Origin of the sequence: Caballeronia sp. LZ034LL (genome assembly GCF_031451215.1) — a bacterium.
Taxonomy (GTDB): Bacteria; Pseudomonadota; Gammaproteobacteria; order Burkholderiales; family Burkholderiaceae; genus Caballeronia.
This window is the reverse complement of record NZ_JARUXR010000001.1, coordinates 2,186,200-2,206,294: the sequence shown is the minus strand read 5'-3', so window position 1 is coordinate 2,206,294 and position 20,095 is coordinate 2,186,200. Positions and strand designations below refer to the sequence as shown.

General features: G+C 64.1%; 17 protein-coding genes. 16 read left to right on the top strand and 1 reads right to left on the bottom strand.

The features are described from left to right. The first annotated feature begins 438 nt into the window (after positions 1–438). The 16 genes from gyrA (at position 439) to cysM (ending at position 18,570) form a co-directional block, all read left to right on the top strand. Positions 439–3,081 carry a DNA gyrase subunit A gene (gyrA, locus tag QCE83_RS10180; RefSeq protein WP_309809316.1) on the top strand — a complete coding sequence of 881 codons (2,643 nt, stop codon included), beginning with the start codon at positions 439–441 and terminating at the stop codon, positions 3,079–3,081. A 186-nt stretch (positions 3,082–3,267) separates the two neighbouring features. After that, a complete protein-coding gene (locus QCE83_RS10175) occupies positions 3,268–3,879 on the top strand; it encodes a DUF2059 domain-containing protein (protein ID WP_309811638.1) in 612 nt (203 codons plus the stop codon). Between the two features lie 188 nt (positions 3,880–4,067). Beyond that, positions 4,068–5,150 (top strand): 3-phosphoserine/phosphohydroxythreonine transaminase, encoded by a 1,083-nt coding sequence (gene serC / locus QCE83_RS10170; RefSeq protein WP_309809314.1) that lies wholly within the window; start codon positions 4,068–4,070, stop codon positions 5,148–5,150. A 25-nt stretch (positions 5,151–5,175) separates the two neighbouring features. Continuing rightward, positions 5,176–6,258, top strand: coding sequence for a prephenate dehydratase (gene pheA / locus QCE83_RS10165; RefSeq protein WP_309809312.1), 1,083 nt, complete (start codon positions 5,176–5,178; stop codon positions 6,256–6,258). A gap of 66 nt (positions 6,259–6,324) precedes the next feature. Beyond that, entirely contained in the window at positions 6,325–7,260 is a 936-nt protein-coding gene (locus QCE83_RS10160) for a prephenate dehydrogenase/arogenate dehydrogenase family protein (RefSeq protein WP_309809309.1), read from the top strand. Between the two features lie 52 nt (positions 7,261–7,312). Then, positions 7,313–8,617 carry a 3-phosphoshikimate 1-carboxyvinyltransferase gene (gene aroA / locus QCE83_RS10155; protein WP_309809307.1) on the top strand — a complete coding sequence of 435 codons (1,305 nt, stop codon included), beginning with the start codon at positions 7,313–7,315 and terminating at the stop codon, positions 8,615–8,617. A gap of 75 nt (positions 8,618–8,692) precedes the next feature. Continuing rightward, complete coding sequence (gene cmk / locus QCE83_RS10150) at positions 8,693–9,400, top strand: (d)CMP kinase (protein ID WP_309809305.1); 708 nt, start codon at positions 8,693–8,695, stop codon at positions 9,398–9,400. A 119-nt stretch (positions 9,401–9,519) separates the two neighbouring features. Further along, positions 9,520–11,250 carry a 30S ribosomal protein S1 gene (rpsA, locus tag QCE83_RS10145; RefSeq protein ID WP_309809303.1) on the top strand — a complete coding sequence of 577 codons (1,731 nt, stop codon included), beginning with the start codon at positions 9,520–9,522 and terminating at the stop codon, positions 11,248–11,250. A gap of 23 nt (positions 11,251–11,273) precedes the next feature. Beyond that, positions 11,274–11,603 (top strand): integration host factor subunit beta, encoded by a 330-nt coding sequence (locus tag QCE83_RS10140; protein ID WP_309809301.1) that lies wholly within the window; start codon positions 11,274–11,276, stop codon positions 11,601–11,603. 332 nt (positions 11,604–11,935) lie between these two features. Next, complete coding sequence (locus QCE83_RS10135) at positions 11,936–12,229, top strand: LapA family protein (protein WP_309809299.1); 294 nt, start codon at positions 11,936–11,938, stop codon at positions 12,227–12,229. Between the two features lie 48 nt (positions 12,230–12,277). Beyond that, on the top strand, positions 12,278–13,453 hold the full coding sequence (gene lapB / locus QCE83_RS10130; RefSeq protein ID WP_309809297.1) for a lipopolysaccharide assembly protein LapB: 1,176 nt from the start codon (positions 12,278–12,280) through the stop codon (positions 13,451–13,453). A gap of 79 nt (positions 13,454–13,532) precedes the next feature. Next, positions 13,533–14,936, top strand: a complete 1,404-nt coding sequence (locus QCE83_RS10125) for a UDP-glucose/GDP-mannose dehydrogenase family protein (RefSeq protein ID WP_309809294.1) — start codon at positions 13,533–13,535, stop codon at positions 14,934–14,936. After that, complete coding sequence (gene rfaE1 / locus QCE83_RS10120; RefSeq protein ID WP_309809293.1) at positions 14,902–15,888, top strand: D-glycero-beta-D-manno-heptose-7-phosphate kinase; 987 nt, start codon at positions 14,902–14,904, stop codon at positions 15,886–15,888. The genes QCE83_RS10125 and rfaE1 overlap by 35 nt, the downstream gene beginning before the upstream one ends. 23 nt (positions 15,889–15,911) lie before the next feature. Then, entirely contained in the window at positions 15,912–16,904 is a 993-nt protein-coding gene (gene rfaD, locus QCE83_RS10115; RefSeq protein WP_309809291.1) for an ADP-glyceromanno-heptose 6-epimerase, read from the top strand. Between the two features lie 74 nt (positions 16,905–16,978). After that, positions 16,979–17,365 carry a helix-hairpin-helix domain-containing protein gene (locus QCE83_RS10110; protein WP_309809290.1) on the top strand — a complete coding sequence of 129 codons (387 nt, stop codon included), beginning with the start codon at positions 16,979–16,981 and terminating at the stop codon, positions 17,363–17,365. 302 nt (positions 17,366–17,667) lie between these two features. Continuing rightward, complete coding sequence (cysM, locus tag QCE83_RS10105) at positions 17,668–18,570, top strand: cysteine synthase CysM (RefSeq protein ID WP_309809288.1); 903 nt, start codon at positions 17,668–17,670, stop codon at positions 18,568–18,570. A 77-nt stretch (positions 18,571–18,647) separates the two neighbouring features. Here cysM and mltB read toward each other — a convergent pair whose 3' ends face one another. Next, entirely contained in the window at positions 18,648–19,820 is a 1,173-nt protein-coding gene (gene mltB, locus QCE83_RS10100; protein WP_309809286.1) for a lytic murein transglycosylase B, read from the bottom strand. Positions 19,821–20,095: the final 275 nt, after the last annotated feature.

Genomic DNA, 20,095 nt, shown 5'->3' with positions numbered 1-20,095 from the left:
CTGCGGGATTTCATCGCTCAATCTTTTGCCGCCGACAAAACGGCGAGGCGGCATCATAGCCCGTCCACATGACGAACCGACGATACGCGTTCCCGCGATTTTGTAAATGTTTGGAACAGCGTTGCGCATTGCGAACTTCCGGTTCGCCATCCGGTGATATCGGCCGGATCGGGACACATACACTATGTATACGCACGGCGTCCGGTCGGGCAGGTGGCGCATGGTAGAATTTCCTGATGCGCTGCGTTCGCAGTGTGTGAAAAAGCCTGAAGCAAAGCCATGAAGCGAGGCATACAGCGAGGCATGCAGCGGACGTCGGCCCCGGGCCGCGCGGCGCATGTCACGCGGCTGGCGGGCGCGTGACGAGCATTCGAAGCCGGAATTCGACGCTCCCGAACGCGCTGCCGTGTCGCCGCTGCACAGTTCAAGACACGGATAATGGATCAATTCGCCAAAGAGACTCTGCCAATCTCCCTCGAGGAGGAAATGCGCCGTTCGTATCTCGATTACGCGATGAGCGTGATCGTCGGACGTGCGCTTCCCGATGTCCGCGATGGCCTCAAGCCGGTGCATCGCCGGGCGCTGTATTCGATGCACGAGCTGAACAACGACTGGAACCGCGCGTACAAGAAGTCGGCGCGTATCGTCGGCGACGTCATCGGTAAATACCATCCTCACGGCGACGCCTCCGTCTACGAGACCATCGTGCGCATGGCGCAGCCTTTCTCGCTGCGCTACATGCTGGTGGACGGCCAGGGCAATTTCGGTTCGGTCGACGGCGACAACGCCGCCGCCATGCGCTACACCGAAATCCGCATGGCGAAGATCGGCCACGAGCTGCTGGCCGACATCGACAAGGAAACCGTCGACTTCGGTCCGAACTACGACGGCAGCGAAAACGAGCCGCTCGTTCTCCCGGCCCGAATCCCGAATTTGCTGATCAATGGCTCGGCGGGTATCGCGGTCGGCATGGCCACGAACATTCCGCCGCACAACCTGCGCGAAATCGTCGACGCCTGCCTGCATCTGCTGCACACGCCGGAGGCCACGGTCGACGAACTGATCGAGATCGTGCCCGCGCCGGACTTCCCCACCGCCGGCATCATCTACGGCGTCGCCGGCGTGCGCGACGGCTATCGCACGGGCCGCGGGCGCGTCGTGATGCGCGCGACCACGCACTTCGAAGAGATCGACCGCGGCCAGCGCATGGCCATCATCGTCGACGAAATCCCGTATCAGGTGAACAAGCGCACGCTGCTCGAGCGCATCGCCGAACTCGTCAACGAGAAAAAGCTGGAAGGCATCTCCGACATCCGCGACGAATCCGACAAGAGCGGCATGCGCGTCGTGATCGAGCTGAAGCGCGGCGAAGTGCCGGAAGTCATCCTGAACAACCTGTACAAGCAGACGCAGCTGCAGGATACGTTCGGCATGAACCTGGTCGCGCTCGTCGACGGCCAGCCGAAGCTCCTGAACCTGAAGGAAATGATCGAATGCTTCCTGTCGCATCGACGGGAAGTGCTGACGCGGCGCACGGTCTACGAACTGCGCAAGGCGCGCGATCGCGGCCACGTGCTGGAAGGCCTGGCAGTGGCGCTCGCGAACATCGACGAGTTCATCGCCATCATCAAGGCCGCGCCTACGCCGCCCATCGCGCGCCAGGAACTGATGGCGCGTCCGTGGGACTCGTCGCTCGTGCGCGAAATGCTCACGCGCACCGAAACCGAAGCCTCGGGTGGCCGCGCGGCCTATCGTCCGGAAGGGCTGAATCCCGCGTACGGCCTGCAGGAGGACGGACTGTATCGCCTGTCCGACGTGCAGGCGCAGGAAATCCTGCAGATGCGCCTGCAACGCCTGACGGGTCTGGAGCAGGACAAGATCGTCGGCGAATACCGCGAAGTGATGGCGCAGATCGCCGACCTGCTCGACATCCTCGCGCGTCCGGAGCGGATTCGCCAGATGATCGTCGACGAGCTCGGCCAGATCCGTGCGGAGTTCGGCGACGACCGCCGTTCGCGCATCGAGATGAACGCGACCGAACTGAACACCGAAGACCTGATCACGCCGACGGACATGGTCGTCACCATGTCGCACGCGGGCTACGTGAAGTCGCAGCCGTTGTCCGAATATCGCGCGCAGAAGCGCGGCGGGCGCGGCAAGCAGGCGACGCAGATGAAGGAAGACGACTGGATCGACACGCTGTTCATCGCGAACACGCACGATCACATGCTGTGCTTCTCGAATCGCGGCCGCGTGTACTGGATCAAGGTGTACGAAGTGCCGCAGGGCTCGCGCAATTCGCGCGGCCGCCCGATCGTCAACATGTTCCCGCTGCAGGATGGCGAGAAGATCAACGTCGTGCTGCCGATCAAGGAATTCTCGGCGGACAAGTACGTGTTCATGGCCACCTCGCTCGGCACCGTCAAGAAGACGCCGCTCGAGGCGTTCAGCCGCCCGCTGAAGAAGGGCATCATCGCGGTGGGTCTGGACGAGGGCGATTATCTGATCGGCGCCGCGATCACCGACGGCGAACATGACGTCATGCTGTTCTCCGATTCCGGCAAGGCCGTGCGCTTCGACGAAAACGATGTGCGCGCCATGGGACGGGAGGCACGCGGCGTGCGGGGCATGCAGCTGGAAGACGGGCAGCAGGTCATTGCGCTGCTGGTGGCGGGCGGTGAAAACCAGTCCGTGCTGACCGCAACGGAGAATGGCTACGGCAAGCGCACGCCGATCAACGAGTACACGCGTCATGGCCGCGGCACGAAGGGCATGATCGCGATTCAGACTTCGGAGCGCAACGGCCGCGTGGTGGCTGCGACGCTCGTCGAGCCGGAAAGCGAGATCATGCTGATCACGAATTCGGGCGTGCTGATTCGCACGCGTGTGTCCGAGATCCGTGAGATGGGCCGCGCAACCCAAGGTGTTACACTCATCAGCCTTGACGAGGGAACCAAGCTGTCGGGATTGCAGCATATCGCCGAGGCGGAAGCCGAAGCGGAACTCGACGAAGGCGATGCACCGCTGAATGGCAATGAGTCCGGCAACGAATCTGCGCCGGGCGATGAGAATGCCGGATAGCGCTGGTATCGCAATGCGTGTTCTAACTCGTTCTAGCCGCAATTAAAGCATTTGTAAGCTTGAATTGGTTAAGCTGCGCGACGCAGCGCGTAAAGATGCTGAAACCGGCCATCCGCCGATTCGGCTTCAGATAACGCAAACGCTCGTGGCCAGTGCTGAACTGGATATTTTCTACAGGGAGTAATGATGCAAGGACGTTTCAAGCAGTGGATGTTGCTGGCCGCATTCGTGCCGACTTTCGCAATGGCTCAGTCGCTTCAGAACCAGGCGCCGGCCACGTCGGCAGCTCCGGCGCCGGCAGCAGCACCGGTTGATCCGGCCAAGCAAGCCGCGATCAAGGACCTGCTCGACGCCATCGACGCGCAGAAGCTGGTTGGCGCAATCGGCAACAGCGCGCAGATGCAGTCGAAGCAACTCGTCCCGGCCATCCTCTCGGACGCGCTCTCGGAAAACAAGTCGTTGAACGACAAGCAGAAGCAGGCCGCCGTCCCGACGCTGCAGAAGAACGCAGTGCCGAAGCTGGTCGACTCCGCGGGCCAGGTCTTCGCGACCGACGCATTCCGCAAGGACGCCATGCAGGCTCAGTACGACGCCTACGCGAAGTACTATACGACGGACGAGATCAAGGATCTGACCACGTTCTACAAGAGCCCGACGGGCCGCAAATTCATTCAGGTGCAGGACCAGGTTGGCCGCGACGTGGTCAATGGCCTGATGCAGAAGTACATGCCGCAAGCCATCAAGGCAACGCGCACGCAAGCCGATCAGGAAGTGGCGAGCGTCAAGCCGGGCAAGTAAGCACGGCGGCATCGTCCGGACGGACCATGCGAAGGGGCTCACGGCCCCTTTCGTTGGCGGGTTTCCTGGACAGTGCGATAATGGCTGTTTGCGCGCGAGCGCAAGCAGCCATTTCTTTTTTTGGGCGTGAACACGCGGTAATCACCTGGCCGCTGTTCGATTCGCGCCTGCCATCCGGACTTTCTCAGATGCGCGTGTTCAATTTCTCCGCCGGCCCCGCCGCGATGCCAGAAGAAGTGCTCCAGCAGGCAGCCGATGAAATGCTCGACTGGCAAGGCAGCGGCATGAGCGTGATGGAAATGAGCCACCGCGGCGCCGAGTTCATGTCGATTCACGAGGCGGCGCTCGCCGACCTGCGTGAACTGCTGAAGGTGCCGGCTTCGCATCGCATCCTGTTCCTGCAGGGTGGCGGTCTCGGCGAGAACGCCATCGTGCCGATGAACCTGCTCGGCGGAAGGCACACGGTGGATTTCGTCGTCACCGGTTCGTGGTCCACGAAGTCGTTCAAGGAAGTGCAGAAATACGGCACGGTCCATCTCGCGGCGAGCGGCAAGACGGAAGCGGGCTTCACGCGCGTGCCGGCCTTCGACGAATGGCAACTGTCCGACGATCCGGCCTACGTGCATCTGTGCTCGAACGAAACCATCGACGGCGTCGAGGCCTTCGAGATTCCGGATCTCGGCGATATCCCGCTGGTCGCCGACGCTTCCTCGCACATCCTTTCGCGTCCCATGGACATCGCCAAGTACGGCGTGCTCTTCGGCGGCGCGCAGAAGAACATCGGCATGGCGGGCGTGACGGTCGTGATCGTGCGCGAGGATTTGCTGGACCGCGCACTGCCCATCTGTCCGTCGGCGTTCGAGTGGAAGACCGTCGCCGAAAACAACTCCATGTACAACACGCCGCCCACCTATGCGATCTATATCGCGGGGCTCGTCTTCAAATGGCTGAAGAAGCAGGGCGGACTGGAAGCGATCGAAGCGCGCAACGTCGAGAAGGCGAAGCTGCTCTACGACACCATCGATTCCAGTGCTTTCTACGTCAACAAGGTGGAGCGGCAGAACCGTTCGCGCATGAACGTGCCGTTCTTCCTCGCCGACGAATCGCGCAACGCGGATTTCCTGGCCGGCGCCAAGGCGCGCGGGCTGTTGCAACTGAAGGGCCACAAGTCCGTCGGCGGCATGCGGGCATCGATCTACAACGCGGTGCCGGTCGAGGGCGTCAAGGCGCTCGTCGAATACATGAAGGAATTCGAGCGCGCCAGCGCTTAAACCGGCATCACACACCTAGCACCGCATGGACGACGATCTCAATTCGCAACTCAAACCCCTGCGTGAGCGCATCGACGCGCTCGACGCGCAACTCATCGCGCTGCTGAACCAGCGTGCCTCCGTCGCGCTCGAAGTGGGCGAGGTGAAGAAGCATTTCAACGCGCCGGTGTTTCGTCCCGAGCGCGAGCTGCAGGTCATCGCGCGGCTTCAGGAGATGAGCCAGGGTCCGCTCGCCGACGACCACATCGCGTCGATCTGGCGCGAGATCATGGCCGCGAGCCGCGCGCTCGAACAGAGCATCAGCGCGGCATTCCTGGGCCCGGTCGGCACCTATAGCGAACAGGCGATGTTCGAGTACTTCGGACATTCCATCCACGGCGTGCCGTGTCCGTCGATCGACGAAGTGTTCCGCGCGGTCGAAGCCGGCGCGGCTCAGTACGGCGTCGTGCCGGTCGAAAATTCGGCCGAGGGCGCGGTGTCGCGCACGCTCGACCTGCTGCTGTCCACGTCCTTGCTGATCGGCGGCGAGCTGGCCTTGCCGATCCATCACAACCTGCTGACCGCGTCCGGCACGCTCGACGGCGTCAAGCGCGTGTGCGCGCATCCGCAGGCGCTCGCGCAGTGCCAGCGCTGGCTCGCCGCCAATGCGCCGCATCTGGAGCGGCAGGCGGTATCGAGCAACGCTGAGGCGGCACGGATGGCGGTGGAAGATGCGACGGTCGCGGCCATCGCCGGCGACCGCGCGGCCACGCATTACGGCCTCGGCGTCGTGTTCTCGATGATCCAGGACGATCCGCACAATCGCACGCGTTTCGTGATCATCGGCCGGGAACCGACGGGGTCGAGCGGCCACGACCAGACTTCGCTGATCGTCACGGTGAAGAACGAGTCGGGCGCGGTGTTCAAGCTGCTGGAACCGCTCGCCGCGCACGGCGTGTCGATGAACCGTTTCGAGTCGCGTCCGGCGCGTGCCGGCACGTGGGAGTACTACTTCTATATCGACATCGAAGGCCATCGCGATGATCCGTCCGTCGCCGCCGCCCTCGACGAACTCGGGCGCAAGGCCGCGTTCCTCAAGATTCTCGGTTCGTACCCGCGCGCCCGCTGAGCGGCTCGTTGCCGTCGCGCATGCGCGGCGGTCCGGTTTCCTGCGTCGCACGACGCGCTTTTATCGATGTCCTCCGTGGCTGCGTTCTCTTTCAACAAACTCGTTATTCTCGGCGTCGGTCTGATCGGCGGATCGCTCGCGCGCGCGCTGCGTGAACGCGCGGGGCTCGCAGGGCGGATCGTCGGCGTGGGGCGTTCGGCGCAATCGGTGGCGCGCGCGCTCGAGCTCGGCGTGATCGACGAAGCCGCCGCCCTCGACGACACTCCCGCGCTGACGCGCGCGCTCCAGGGCGCCGACCTCGTGCTGCTCGCGGCGCCGGTCGCGCAGACGGGCCCGCTGCTCGCGCGCATCGCGCCGTTGCTGGAGCCGCACGCGATCGTCACCGATGCCGGCAGCACCAAGAGCGACGTCGTCGCGGCCGCGCGGCAGGCACTGGGCGCGCGGATCGCGCAGTTCGTGCCGGGGCATCCGATTGCGGGCCGCGAGTCGAGCGGCGTCGATGCGGCCTTGCCGGAGCTGTATGTCGGGCGCAATGTCGTGCTGTGTCCGCTGACGGAGAACGCACCTGCTGACGTGGAGCGCATCGCGTCGATGTGGCGCGCCACCGGCGCCTGCGTGCGCGAGATGAGCGAGGCGCAGCACGATCGCGTGTTCGCTTCGGTGAGCCACTTGCCGCACGTGCTGTCGTTCGCGCTCGTCGACCAGATTCTTGCGACGCCGGACGCCGAGCTCAAATTCTCGTTCGCGGCGGGCGGGTTCCGCGACTTCACGCGCATCGCGGCGTCGAGTCCGGAAATGTGGCGCGACATCTGTCTGGCGAACCGCACCGCATTGCTCGCCGAACTGGACGATTACACGGCCGTGCTCGCACGCTTTCGCGCGGCGATCGAGGCATCGGACGGCGCTGCGCTCGAAGAAGCCTTTGCGCGCTCGCGTGTGGCGCGCCGGGAATGGCAGGAGCGCGGCGGCGTCAGGCCAGCTGGTGAAAGCGCTGAGAAGTAAGACGCGAAAAAAGCAAGCCGCGAAGAAGCACGCAGCACAACAAGGACACACTATGGAACATCTGGATCTCGGACCTTTCTCGCGCGCGTCCGGCACGGTGCGCTTGCCCGGGTCGAAGAGCATCTCGAACCGCGTGCTGCTGCTCGCGGCATTGTCGAGCGGCGAAACCTCGATCACCAATCTGCTCGATTCCGACGACACCCGCGTGATGATCGCCGCGCTCAAGACGCTCGGCGTCGGCGTCCGCGAGGAAGTCGAGCGGATCGTCGTGGCCGGCACGGGCGGCGCGTTTCCGTCGAAGGCGGCGGAACTGTTCCTCGGCAACGCCGGCACGGCGGTGCGCCCGCTGACCGCGGCGCTGGCCGTCAACGGCGGTGAATACCGCGTGCACGGCGTGCCGCGCATGCACGAGCGGCCGATCGGCGATCTCGTCGACGGGCTGCGTCAGATCGGCGCGCATATCGACTACGAACTCAACGACGGCTTTCCGCCGCTCAGGATCCATCCGGCGAAGATCGCGGTGGACCGTCCCGTGCGCGTGCGCGGCGACGTGTCGAGCCAGTTCCTCACGGCGCTGCTGATGAGCCTGCCGGTCGCCGAAGGGCGCAACGGGCCGGTGACGATCGAGATCGAAGGCGAGCTGATTTCGAAGCCCTATATCGACATCACCATTCGCCTGATGGAGCGCTTCGGCGTGAGCGTCGAGCGCGACGGCTGGGCGCGCTTCACGATTCCGGCCGGCGCCGGCTATCGCTCGCCGGGCGCGATCATGGTGGAAGGCGATGCGTCGTCGGCCTCGTATTTTCTGGCGGCAGGCGCGATCGGCCATGGTCCGGTGCGCGTGGAGGGCGTCGGGCGTTCGAGCATCCAGGGCGATGTCGGATTCGCCGATGCGCTCAACCGCATGGGCGCGAACATCATGATGGGCGAGGACTGGATCGAGGTGCGGGGCGTCGAGTCCGACGACGGCAGGCTGACCGCCATCGACATGGATTTCAACCTGATTCCCGACGCCGCGATGACCATCGCGGTGGCCGCGCTGTTCGCGAACGGCACGACGACGCTGCGCAACATCGCGAGCTGGCGCGTGAAGGAAACCGACCGCATTGCCGCGATGGCAACCGAACTGCGCAAGGTCGGCGCGACGGTGGAAGAGGGCGCGGACTATCTCGTGGTCACGCCGCCCGCGACCCTCACGCCGGGCGCCGCGATCGACACCTACGACGATCACCGCATGGCCATGTGCTTCTCGCTGGTGAGCCTGGGCCGCGTGCCGGTGCGCATCAACGATCCGAAATGCGTGAACAAGACGTTTCCGGATTACTTCGAGCGCTTCGCGGCCCTCGTGAAAGCGTAACCGGCGTGCGGTACCGTGAAGCGCGATGACTTTGATTTCAACGGCAACACTAACGGGCCAGTACGGCCAGATTCAATGAAACCGACCCGTCCATTCGACCCCATTCCAGTGATCACCATCGACGGGCCGACCGCTTCGGGCAAGGGCACGGTCGCCGCGGTCGTCGCGGCGACGCTGGGCTTCCACCTGCTCGACAGCGGCGCGCTGTACCGGCTGGCGGCGCTCGCGAGCGTGCGCTACCAGATCGCGACGGACGATGCGGCCGGCCTTGCAAAGCTGATCGAGTCGCTCCATATCACCTTCCGCGAAGGCTGCGCCCAGCTCGACGGCGTGGATGTGTCCGGCGAAATCCGGCAGGAAGAAGTGGGCAACCGCGCGTCCGCCATCGCCGTCCATCACGAGGTGCGTCAGGCGCTGGTCGCGCGCCAGCGGGCGTTTCGCAAGCGCCCGGGGCTGGTCGCCGACGGCCGCGACATGGGCACGGTGATCTTCCCGGACGCCACGTTGAAAGTGTTTTTGACGGCGAGCGTCGAGGCGCGCGCTGCCAGACGGCATAAGCAATTGATGCAAAAAGGTTTTTCTGCTAACATAGATGACCTGCTGCGCGATTTGCGCGAACGGGACGCCCGGGACATGAACCGGAGCGTCGCGCCGCTCAAGCCTGCAGCGGATGCGAAGACGCTGGACACCTCCGGTCTGTCCATCGACCAGGCGGTCGAGCAGATCATCGGCTGGTTCAGCGGGATTCGCGTAGTGCAGCAACAAGCAAGCAGCAAGCAGTAGAAGCAGGCAGCAAGGTGTTCCGCCGGGAGGCGGGACGTGTGTTAAACCCCTCAACCCCGTACGGCTTTGCGTTTCACCGGTCCAGCATGGGATTGTTCCCGGACCACCGCGCAAGGGCTGTGCAAATACAGATTTTTATGTCCGACCTGCAAACCTCCACCCCGAATACCGAATCTTTCGCGGCTCTGTTCGAAGAGTCGCTGACCAAGCAGGACATGCGCGCTGGCGAAGTGATCTCCGCCGAAGTCGTGCGCGTCGACCACAACTTCGTGGTCGTCAACGCTGGTCTCAAGTCCGAAGCCTATATTCCGCTCGAAGAATTCCTGAACGACGCGGGTGAAGTGGAAGTGCAGGCGGGCGACTTCGTTTCCGTCGCGATCGACGCGCTGGAAAACGGCTATGGCGACACCATCCTGTCGCGCGACAAGGCGAAGCGCCTCGCTTCGTGGCTGTCGCTGGAAAAAGCGCTGGACAACAACGAACTCGTGACCGGCACGATCACCGGCAAGGTCAAGGGCGGCATGACCGTGATGGTCAACGGCATCCGCGCGTTCCTGCCGGGTTCGCTCGTCGACACGCGTCCGGTCAAGGACACGACCCCGTACGAAGGCAAGACGCTCGAATTCCGCGTCATCAAGCTCGACCGCAAGCGTAACAACGTGGTGCTGTCGCGCCGCGCGGTGATCGAAGCGACCCAAGGCGAAGAGCGCGCAAAGCTGCTCGAGACGCTGAAGGAAGGCGCGATCGTCGAAGGCGTGGTCAAGAACATCACCGACTACGGCGCGTTCGTGGACCTCGGCGGCATCGACGGCCTCCTGCACATCACCGACATCGCATGGCGTCGCGTGCGTCACCCGTCGGAAGTCCTGTCGGTTGGCCAGGAAGTCACCGCCAAGATCCTCAAGTTCGACCAAGAGAAGAACCGCGTTTCGCTCGGCATCAAGCAACTGGGCGACGATCCGTGGGAAGGCATCTCGCGCCGTTACCCGTCGGGCACGCGCCTGTTCGGCAAGGTCACCAACATCACCGACTACGGCGCATTCGTCGAAGTGGAATCGGGCATCGAAGGCCTGGTTCACGTGTCGGAAATGGACTGGACCAACAAGAACGTTGCGCCGTCGAAGGTTGTCCAGCTGGGCGACGAAGTCGAAGTCATGGTTCTCGAAATCGACGAAGACCGCCGCCGTATCTCGCTCGGCATGAAGCAGTGCAAGCCGAATCCGTGGGATGACTTCAGCCGCAACTACAAGAAGGGCGACAAGCTGTCCGGCGCCATCAAGTCGATCACCGACTTCGGCGTGTTCATCGGTCTGCCTGGCGGCATCGACGGTCTGGTTCACCTGTCGGACCTGTCGTGGTCGGAAACCGGCGAAGAAGCCGTCCGCAAGTACAAGAAGGGCGACGAAGTCGAAGCCGTGGTTCTGGGCATCGACGTCGAGAAGGAACGCATCTCGCTGGGCATCAAGCAGCTGGAAGGCGACCCGTTCAGCAACTTCGTCGCGATCAACGACAAGGGCGCCATCGTCGACGGCGTCGTGAAGTCGGTGGATCCGAAGGGTGCTGTCATTGCGCTGAACGCGGATGTCGAAGGCTACCTGCGTGCTTCCGAAATCGCTCAGGACCGCGTGGAAGATGCGCGCAACGTGCTGAAGGAAGGCGACAAGGTCAACGCGATGATCATCAACATCGATCGCAAGTCGCGTGGCATCAACCTGTCGATCAAGGCGAAGGATTCGGCCGAACAGCAGGAAGCCATGCGCAGCCTGCAGGGCGACTCGAACGCCGCCGCGACCGGCACGACCAACCTCGGCGCGCTGCTCAAGGCCAAGCTCGACGGCCAGAACAGCTAAGCCCTTAACGGCACGGCTGCAGAATGACCAAATCGGAATTGGTCGCCCAGTTGGCGTCGCGATTTCCGCAACTTGTCCTCAAGGATGCGGATTTCGCGGTGAAGACGATGCTCGATGCGATGTCGGAGGCCTTGGCCAACGGTCACCGCATCGAGATTCGCGGCTTCGGCAGCTTCGGGCTCAACCGTCGTCCGTCGCGCGTCGGGCGTAATCCCAAGTCGGGGGAGAAAGTGCTGGTGCCGGAGAAATTCGTGCCGCACTTCAAGCCGGGCAAGGAATTGCGCGAACGCGTCGACGGCCGTTCGGGCGAGCCGCTGAAGATGTCGAATGACGACGATTCGGACGATCTCTGATCGGCCGGGTTTGTCGGCGGGGAATGCCCCGGACGTATCGTCGGCCAGCGGGCCATCGACCAGAGAAAGCACCCTTCGGGGTGCTTTTTTCATGGGCGCTGCATTTGCACGTGCCTTGCACGCGCTCTGCACGCGACGGGTGCGTGGCTTGCTGAAAGACGAGCAAAGCGCCGACGACTGCCGGTGCGCATAAGCATCAATTACAATACCGGTCACTTTGACCTCGTAAGATGCTTCGCTCGCCGTTCCACATTGAACGGCCGCACCTTGCACCGCTGCATGCGCCACGTGCACCACATGTACCACCCGCAACCGCTCCCGCGAGACCCCGTATGAAATTCATTGTCTGGCTGATCCGCGTCCTGGTTTTCGTGCTGCTGCTGGTGCTGGCCCTGGCCAACACCCAGACGGCGACGCTGAATTTCCTCGCCGGCTATGCCTGGCAAGCGCCGCTGATCCTGATCGGCCTGGCGTTTTTCGTCGTCGGATTGCTGGCGGGACTCGTCTCCGCGTTGCCGGCGCGCGTGCGCCTGCGCATGGAGAACGGCCGCCTCAAGCGCGAGCTGCGCGTGGCGCGCGAGACGCCGGTGGTGAAGGAAGAACCGCCGATGCCGCCGCTCATCTGACCATGACGCCCGCGGCCGGCAGACACCTCACTCTTCTCGACTAATCGCATGGATCTAGACTTCTGGTGGCTGCTCGTCATTCCCGTCGCGTTTGCGCTGGGCTGGATGACGTCCCGCTATGACCTGAAAACGCTGCTGTCCGAGAATGCGAACCTGCCGCGCTCGTACTTCCGCGGCCTCAACTTCCTCCTCAACGAGCAACACGACAAGGCCATCGACGCCTTCATCGAAGTTGCCAAGCTGGATCCGGAAACCATCGAACTGCACTTCGCGCTCGGCAACCTGTTCCGTCGACGGGGCGAGACCGATCGCGCGATCCGCGTGCACCAGAACCTGCTGAGCCGTGCCGATCTGCCGGTTGCGGAACGCGATCACGCGCTCTACGAACTCGGCCAGGACTTCCTGAAAGCCGGCTTGCTGGACCGCGCCGAGGAGACTTTCCGCTCGCTCGATTCCGGCGAATACTCGCTCGGCGCGAAGCGCGCGCTGCTGACCATCTACGAGATCGAGAAGGACTGGCCGAAATCCATCGCGACGGCGGAGCAGATCGAGAAGATGGGCGCGCCGTCGCTGCACATGGAGATCGCGCATTTCCATTGCGAGCTCGCGCAGGAAGCGTTGCAGCGCAAGAATCCCGACGGCGCGCGCGCCGAGCTGAAACTCGCGCTGGCGTCGAATCCGGACAACGTGCGCGCGACCATCCTTGGCGGCGACGTGGAAGCGGCCGCCGGCAACCTGGACGGCGCGATCGCGCACTGGAAGCGCGTCGAGGAGCAGAACGAGGCGTATCTGCCGCTCGTCGCCGAGAAGCTGATGAAGGCCTACAGCGCGCTCGAGCGCAAGGAAGACGGCGTCGCGCTGCTGACCGAGTACGCGAGCCGCTATCCGTCGAACGATCTGCTCGATGTCGCCTACAAGCACGTGCAGGAACTGCGCGGACTGGAAGCGGCGCACGCGCTGGCGCGCAAGCAGATGGAGAGCGCGCCGAATCTCGCGGGCATGACGCGCCTGCTCGAAGCGCAGGAAGCGACGGCCGAGGAACCGCGGCGCGGCGAACTCGAACTGATGCGCAATCTGGTGAAGCAGCGCACCAAGAATCTGCCGCGTTACACGTGCCAGACCTGTGGTTTCCGGGCGCGGCTATTCTATTGGCAGTGTCCCGGCTGCAGCGGCTGGGAAACCTACGCGCCGCGCCGCGTCGAGCCAATCACGAGTTCGGCCTGAGCCGCGCAAGCGGAGTCGAAGCAGGCGTGAAAGCGGGCGCCGTGCGCGCCCCGGCAATTCAGACCTCACTGGAAAGCGTATGAAAGTGACCATCGTCGGCACGGGTTATGTCGGTCTAGTGACCGGTGCGTGTCTCGCCGAAATCGGCAATGACGTGTTTTGCGTGGATGTCGATCCGCGCAAGATCGAAATTCTCAACAACGGCGGCGTGCCCATCCACGAGCCGGGCCTGCAGGAAATGCTCCGGCGCACGCGCGCCGCGGGCCGCATCCAGTTTTCCACCGACGTGAAAGCGAGCGTTGAGCACGGCGACATCCAGTTCATCGCCGTCGGCACGCCGCCCGACGAGGACGGTTCCGCCGACCTGCAGTACGTGCTCGCGGCGGCGCGCAACATCGGCAAGTATTCGAACGGCTTCAAGGTGATCGTCGACAAGTCGACGGTGCCGGTCGGCACGGCGCTCCAGGTGGGGCGCGTCGTCGCCGAGGAACTCAAGGCGCGCGGACTCGACGGCTCGGACAAGCACGGCTTCTCGGTCGTGTCGAACCCGGAGTTCCTGAAAGAGGGCGCGGCCGTCGATGACTTCATGCGGCCCGACCGCATCGTGATCGGCATCGACGACGATCATGCCGGCCAGATCGCGCGCGAGAAGATGAAGCGCCTGTACGCGCCGTTCAACCGCAATCACGAACGCACGCTCTACATGGACGTGCGCTCGGCGGAGTTCACCAAGTACGCGGCCAACGCGATGCTCGCCACGCGCATCTCGTTCATGAACGACCTGTCAAATCTCGCGGATACCGTCGGCGCCGATATCGAAGCGGTGCGGCGCGGCATCGGCTCGGATCCGCGCATCGGCTATCACTTCCTGTATGCGGGCTGCGGCTATGGCGGCTCGTGTTTCCCGAAGGACGTGCAGGCGCTCGCGCAGACGGCCCGTGAAAACGGCCACACGCTGCGCATTCTCGAAGCCGTGGAAGCCGTCAATGATGACCAGAAGGAAGTGCTCGTCAACAAGATCGTGCGGCGCATGGGCGAGGATCTGCGCGGCCGTACGTTCGCGGTCTGGGGCCTGGCGTTCAAGCCGAACACCGATGACATGCGCGAGGCGTCGAGCCGCCGCATGATCGAGGCGCTGCTGAAGCGCGGCGCGTCGGTGCAGGCGTACGATCCGGTCGCGCGCGACGAGGCCGAACGCGTCTTCGCGCTCGATCTCGCGGACCGTGCGGAGGACATGAAGCGTCTGCACTTCGTGAAGACGCAGCAGGATGCGCTGACGAATGCGGATGCGCTCGTCATCGTGACCGAATGGAAGGAATTCAAGAGCCCCGACTTCGCTCATCTGAAAGGCGCGCTGAAGGCGCCGGTGATTTTCGATGGCCGCAATCTGTACGAACCGGAAGCGATGGCCGAACTGGGCATCGACTACTACGCAATAGGACGTCCCCATGTCGAACTCGACTCCAACGGCTCACGACATTAAGCACGACACCAGGACGGAAATTCCCGTCGTGCCGCGCGCGCGCGTCGCGGCGGCGCGCGTGCTGGTGGTCGGCGACGTGATGCTCGACCGCTACTGGTTCGGCGATGTCAACCGCATCTCGCCCGAAGCGCCCGTGCCGGTCGTGCACGTGCAGAAGAAGGAAGATCGCCTGGGCGGCGCGGCTAATGTCGCGCGCAATGCGGCGGCGCTTGGCGCGCAGGCGGGTTTGCTGTGCGTCGTCGGACACGACGAGCCGGGTGAACGCGTGGTCGAACTGCTCGGCGAGAGCAAGGTCGCGGCGCATCTGGAACGCGATCCCGAACTGCTCACGACCATCAAGCTGCGGGTGTTGTCGCGTCAGCAGCAATTGCTGCGCGTGGACTTCGAGAACACGCCGAATCACGAAGTGCTGCGCGCGTGCCTCGAACGCTTTGCCGAGATCCTGCCGCAGCACGACGTGATCCTCATGTCCGACTACGCGAAGGGCGGCCTGACGCACGTCACGCAGATGATCGCCGACGCACGCCGCGCCGGAAAGCCTGTGCTGGTCGATCCGAAAGGCGACGACTGGGACCGCTATCGCGGCGCGACGCTCATTACGCCGAACCGCGCGGAACTGCGCGAGGTCGTCGGACAATGGAAGTCGGAAGAAGATCTGCACGAGCGCGTGGCGAAGCTGCGCCGCGAACTCGAGTTCGGCGCGCTGCTGCTGACGCGTTCGGAAGAAGGCATGACGCTCTTCACCGAAGGCCAGGTGGTGCATACCTCGGCCGAAGCACGCGAAGTGTATGATGTCTCGGGCGCCGGCGACACCGTCATCGCGACGGTCGCCACCATGCTGGGCGCGGGCGTGCCGCTGGTCGACTCCATCGTGTATGCCAATCGCGCGGCGGGCATCGTGGTCGGCAAGCTGGGCACGGCCACCGTCGACTACAACGAACTCTTCGCCTGATTCCCTCTCTCTGATAAACCGCCATGACCATCATCGTTACCGGTGCGGCCGGATTCATCGGCAGCAACATCGTCAAGGCGCTCAATGAGCGCGGCGAACAGCGCGTGATCGCAGTCGACAATCTCACGCGCGCCGACAAGTTCAAGAATCTCGTCGATTGCGACATCGACGATTACCTCGACAAGACCGAATTCGTCGAGCGCTTCAAGCGCGGCGATTTCGGCAAGGTACGCGCGGTGTTCCATGAAGGCGCCTGTTCGGACACGATGGAAACCGACGGCCGCTACATGATGGACAACAACTTCCGCTACAGCCGCGACGTAATGGACACGTGCCTCGCGCAAGGGGCGCAGTTCCTCTATGCATCGTCGGCGGCCACGTACGGCGGATCGAGCAAGTTCGTCGAAGAGCGCGCGTACGAGAAGCCGCTCAACGTCTACGGCTACTCGAAGCTGCTGTTCGACCAGATCGTGCGCCAGGTGTTGCCGCAGGCGAAGAGCCAGATCGTCGGCTTCCGCTATTTCAACGTGTACGGGCCGCGTGAGACGCACAAGGGCCGCATGGCGTCGGTCGCGTTCCACAACTTCAACCAGTTCCGCTCGGAAGGCAAGGTCAAGCTGTTCGGCGAATACAACGGCTATGCAGCGGGCGAGCAGACGCGCGATTTCATCTCGGTGGAAGACGTGGTGAAGGTGAACCTGTTCTTCTTCGATCATCCGGAGAAGTCGGGCATCTTCAATCTCGGCACGGGCCGCGCGCAGCCTTTCAACGACATCGCCTCGACCGTCGTGAACTCCTTGCGCGCGCTCGACGGCGAAGCCACGCTGTCGCTCGCGGAACTCGTGCAGCGCGGTCTGCTGGAGTACATCGCGTTTCCGGACGCGCTGCGCGGCAAGTATCAATGCTTCACGCAGGCCGACCAGTCGAAGCTGCGTGCAGCCGGCTACGACGCGCCGTTCCTGACGGTTCAGGAAGGCGTCGACCGCTACGTGCGCTGGCTGTTCGGCCAGCTATAAACGCGCGCCGTCCCTCTCTACACTGGGTCTCACGGTCGGCAGGTCGCCGGCCGGTTCCTCACGGAGACTCAGTCATGTTCAAGCACGCACTCTCGTCCCTTGCCGCGCTCGCGCTGATCCTTTCCCTCGGTTCGGCGTTCGCGGCCGTCGACGTCAACACCGCAGATGCCGACGCGCTGCGCGGCGTCAAGGGCATCGGCCCGGCCAAGGCGAAGGCCATTCTCGACGAACGCCAGGCGCACGGCCCATTCAAGGACGCCGGAGATCTCAGCACGCGCGTGAAGGGCATGGGCGGGAAGACCGTCCAGCGCCTGGAAGCGGAAGGGCTGACCATCGGCGCCTCCACCAGGACAGCGGCTGCACCGCCCGGCAACGCGGCACCACCCGGCGCGGCCAACGCGGCGGTCGCCACGCCGGTGTCGACGTCCGCCTCGGCCAAGCCGGTGGTCGTCAAGAAGTAACCGGCAGCGTTGTTGAATGGCTCCGGGCGCGCTCTGGTGCGCGGCGCGTGACCGGGCCCTGGGCTTCGGACTCCTTCAGCCTGTAGAGCGTTTGGGCTCCCCGCGGTGTGCCTCCCGCGGGGCTTTTTGCATGCATGACGGGTGGCTGAAGCTGTCGAAGGGATTACGGCGCCGGCGCAGACCATCCGGGCGGCAGGGCTGCGTGAACGTCGAAAGGACCACTGGGCTACAATCGACTATCCCCCTTACCTCTGTTTTCACGCCAGCCGCACTCGTGCGTGAAACCCGATTCCGCTCCGCATATGGCTTACATGACTATCGAAGACACGATCGGCAACACGCCGCTCGTGCAGCTCGTCCGCGTCGTGGACGATGAAATCCGCAGCCGCAACAATGTCGTGCTGGGCAAGCTCGAAGGCAACAATCCGGCGGGATCGGTGAAGGACCGCCCGGCTGCGTCGATGATCCGCAAGGCCGAGGAACGCGGCCGCATCAAGCCGGGCGACACGCTGATCGAAGCCACGAGCGGCAACACCGGCATCGCGCTCGCCATGGCCGCCGCCATGCGCGGCTACAAGATGGTGCTGCTGATGCCCGAAGATCTCTCAGTGGAGCGTCGCCAGAGCATGGCGGCGTATGGCGCCGAGATCATCCTGACGCCGGTGAAGGGCGGCATGGAATACGCGCGCGACCTCGCCGACCAGATGCAGCGCGACGGCCGCGGCATCATCCTCGATCAGTTCGCGAATCCGGACAACCCGCTCGCGCACTACGAAGCCACCGGCCCGGAGCTCTGGAAGCAGACCGAAGGGCGCATTACGCACTTCGTGTCGTCCATGGGCACGACCGGCACGATCATGGGCGTGTCGAAGTACCTGAAGGAGCAGAACGAGAAGATCGAGATCATCGGCGCGCAGCCGGAAGAGGGCTCGCGTATTCCCGGCATTCGCAAGTGGCCGGAAGCGTATCTGCCGAAGATCTTCGATCGCAGCCGCGTGGATCGCGTCGAGAACGTGAGCCAGGCCGCGTCGGAAGCCATGGCGCGGCGCCTCGCTTCCGTCGAAGGCATCTTCGCGGGCATCTCGTCGGGGGGCGCGTGCGAAGTCGCGCTGCGCATCGCGCGTCAGGTCGAGAATGCGACCATCGTGTTCGTCGTCTGCGATCGCGGCGACCGGTATCTGTCGACGGGCGTGTTTCCCGCTTAAGGTCCAGGCGGCTTGCAGCGCTCAATGAGAAAACCCCGGCGTGCCGGGGTTTTCTTCATGCACGAGCGGACTACGCGCTATTGCGAATTCGCACCCGAATCGCCTGCGATCATGCGCGCCTTCACCGCTTCGCCCAGCTGATACACCGCAAGCGCGTAGAAGAAGCTGCGGTTGTAGCGCGTCAGCACATAGAAGTTCTTCAGCCCGAGCGTGTACTCCGTCGCGCGCCCCGGCGTGGGCAAGTCCACGACCGTGAGCGGCGTGGCAGCCTCGGCCGCGAGATTCAGGCCCGGCTCGTTGAGCAGCATGCCGGCCTTGGTCAGCTGCGCGAGCGACCACTTCGGCTCCGGCGATCCATCCGCCGCCGCCTGTGCAATGCCCTGGCTGCCTTCGTCGCCGGCAATGCGCCACACCACCGGACGACCCGCTTCCCAGCCGTTCTGCTTCAGATAATTCGCCACGCTGCCGATGGCATCCGCCGGACTTGTGCGCAGGTCGATGCGGCTGTTGCCGTCGTAGTCCACCGCGTACTGCACGATGCTGCTCGGCAGGAACTGCGGAATGCCGATCGCGCCCGTGTAGGAGCCGAGCACCGTGGTCGGGTCGATCTGCGAATCGCGCGTCCAGACGAGCAGGTCTTCGAGGTTCTTGCGGAAGGTCGCCATGCGCTCGGTGCGGTTCGGCGTGTTCGGGTAATCGAAGGTGAGCGTGGTCAGCGCGTCAAGCGCGCGGAAGTTGCCCATGTAGCGGCCGTAGATCGTCTCCACGCCGATGATGCCCACGATGATCTCCGGCGGCACCCCGAACTGCTCGGCCGCGCGCTTGAGCGTCGCCTGGTTGGCGCGCCAGAACTTCACGCCCGCATTGATGCGCACCGGCTCGATGAAGCGCGCCTGGTACGCGCGCCAGTTCTTGGTCGCGGGCGTGGGCGAGGGCAGCACCAGCTTCGCCGCCGTGGCCGAATAGCTGACGCGCGCGAACAGGTCGTGCAGCGCGGAGGAATCGAAGTCGTAGCGCGCCACCATGTCGTTGATGAACGCCTCGACATTCGGATTGTTCGCGTAACGCTGCGGCACGATCTCTTCTTCGAACATCTGGCCTTGCGGCGTCGCGGTCTGGGGTTGCTGGGACTGGGCGACGGCGCCGGTCGCGCCGAGGCAGCCGAGCGCGCAGACGAGTGCAGCGAGGAACGCGCGTGGAGTCGGCTTGAACGGGGCCGCGAGGTCGGACGGAGCAAACTGAAAAGTCATGGTGTGCGTGGTTGGGGCGGTTGGGGCGATGCCGGATGTTCGGACGGCACGACGCTCATGGAGCCGGTCTCGAGTGGGCCTTGATTCTGCCGCGGTGCTTCGGTGCTTCAGGTGGCTCGAGCCGGCCTTTGATCTGGATCGACCGGGATCGATCCGCAACGATTCTCAACGGGACGCAACGGCCTGCGACGGGCCGCGCGCAGTGGCACGGCCGGCAAGGCGTCGGGGCAGTATAACCGACGCCTTGCACCCGTACCGGCCAAGTCCGCGGGCGC

What these genes read in the sequence shown, in the direction of transcription:
- serC (WP_309809314.1), top strand. Translation starts at nt 4,068, where the DNA reads ATGCGCGTGTTCAATTTCTCCGCCGGCCCCGCCGCGATGCCAGAAGAA.
- QCE83_RS10110 (WP_309809290.1), top strand. Translation starts at nt 16,979, where the DNA reads ATGTTCAAGCACGCACTCTCGTCCCTTGCCGCGCTCGCGCTGATCCTT.
- QCE83_RS10140 (WP_309809301.1), top strand. Translation starts at nt 11,274, where the DNA reads ATGACCAAATCGGAATTGGTCGCCCAGTTGGCGTCGCGATTTCCGCAA.
- pheA (WP_309809312.1), top strand. Translation starts at nt 5,176, where the DNA reads ATGGACGACGATCTCAATTCGCAACTCAAACCCCTGCGTGAGCGCATC.
- QCE83_RS10175 (WP_309811638.1), top strand. Translation starts at nt 3,268, where the DNA reads ATGCAAGGACGTTTCAAGCAGTGGATGTTGCTGGCCGCATTCGTGCCG.
- QCE83_RS10125 (WP_309809294.1), top strand. Translation starts at nt 13,533, where the DNA reads ATGAAAGTGACCATCGTCGGCACGGGTTATGTCGGTCTAGTGACCGGT.
- mltB (WP_309809286.1), bottom strand. Translation starts at nt 19,820, where the DNA reads ATGACTTTTCAGTTTGCTCCGTCCGACCTCGCGGCCCCGTTCAAGCCG.
- QCE83_RS10135 (WP_309809299.1), top strand. Translation starts at nt 11,936, where the DNA reads ATGAAATTCATTGTCTGGCTGATCCGCGTCCTGGTTTTCGTGCTGCTG.
- cmk (WP_309809305.1), top strand. Translation starts at nt 8,693, where the DNA reads ATGAAACCGACCCGTCCATTCGACCCCATTCCAGTGATCACCATCGAC.
- rfaD (WP_309809291.1), top strand. Translation starts at nt 15,912, where the DNA reads ATGACCATCATCGTTACCGGTGCGGCCGGATTCATCGGCAGCAACATC.
- rfaE1 (WP_309809293.1), top strand. Translation starts at nt 14,902, where the DNA reads ATGTCGAACTCGACTCCAACGGCTCACGACATTAAGCACGACACCAGG.
- cysM (WP_309809288.1), top strand. Translation starts at nt 17,668, where the DNA reads ATGGCTTACATGACTATCGAAGACACGATCGGCAACACGCCGCTCGTG.
- aroA (WP_309809307.1), top strand. Translation starts at nt 7,313, where the DNA reads ATGGAACATCTGGATCTCGGACCTTTCTCGCGCGCGTCCGGCACGGTG.
- lapB (WP_309809297.1), top strand. Translation starts at nt 12,278, where the DNA reads ATGGATCTAGACTTCTGGTGGCTGCTCGTCATTCCCGTCGCGTTTGCG.
- QCE83_RS10160 (WP_309809309.1), top strand. Translation starts at nt 6,325, where the DNA reads ATGTCCTCCGTGGCTGCGTTCTCTTTCAACAAACTCGTTATTCTCGGC.
- gyrA (WP_309809316.1), top strand. Translation starts at nt 439, where the DNA reads ATGGATCAATTCGCCAAAGAGACTCTGCCAATCTCCCTCGAGGAGGAA.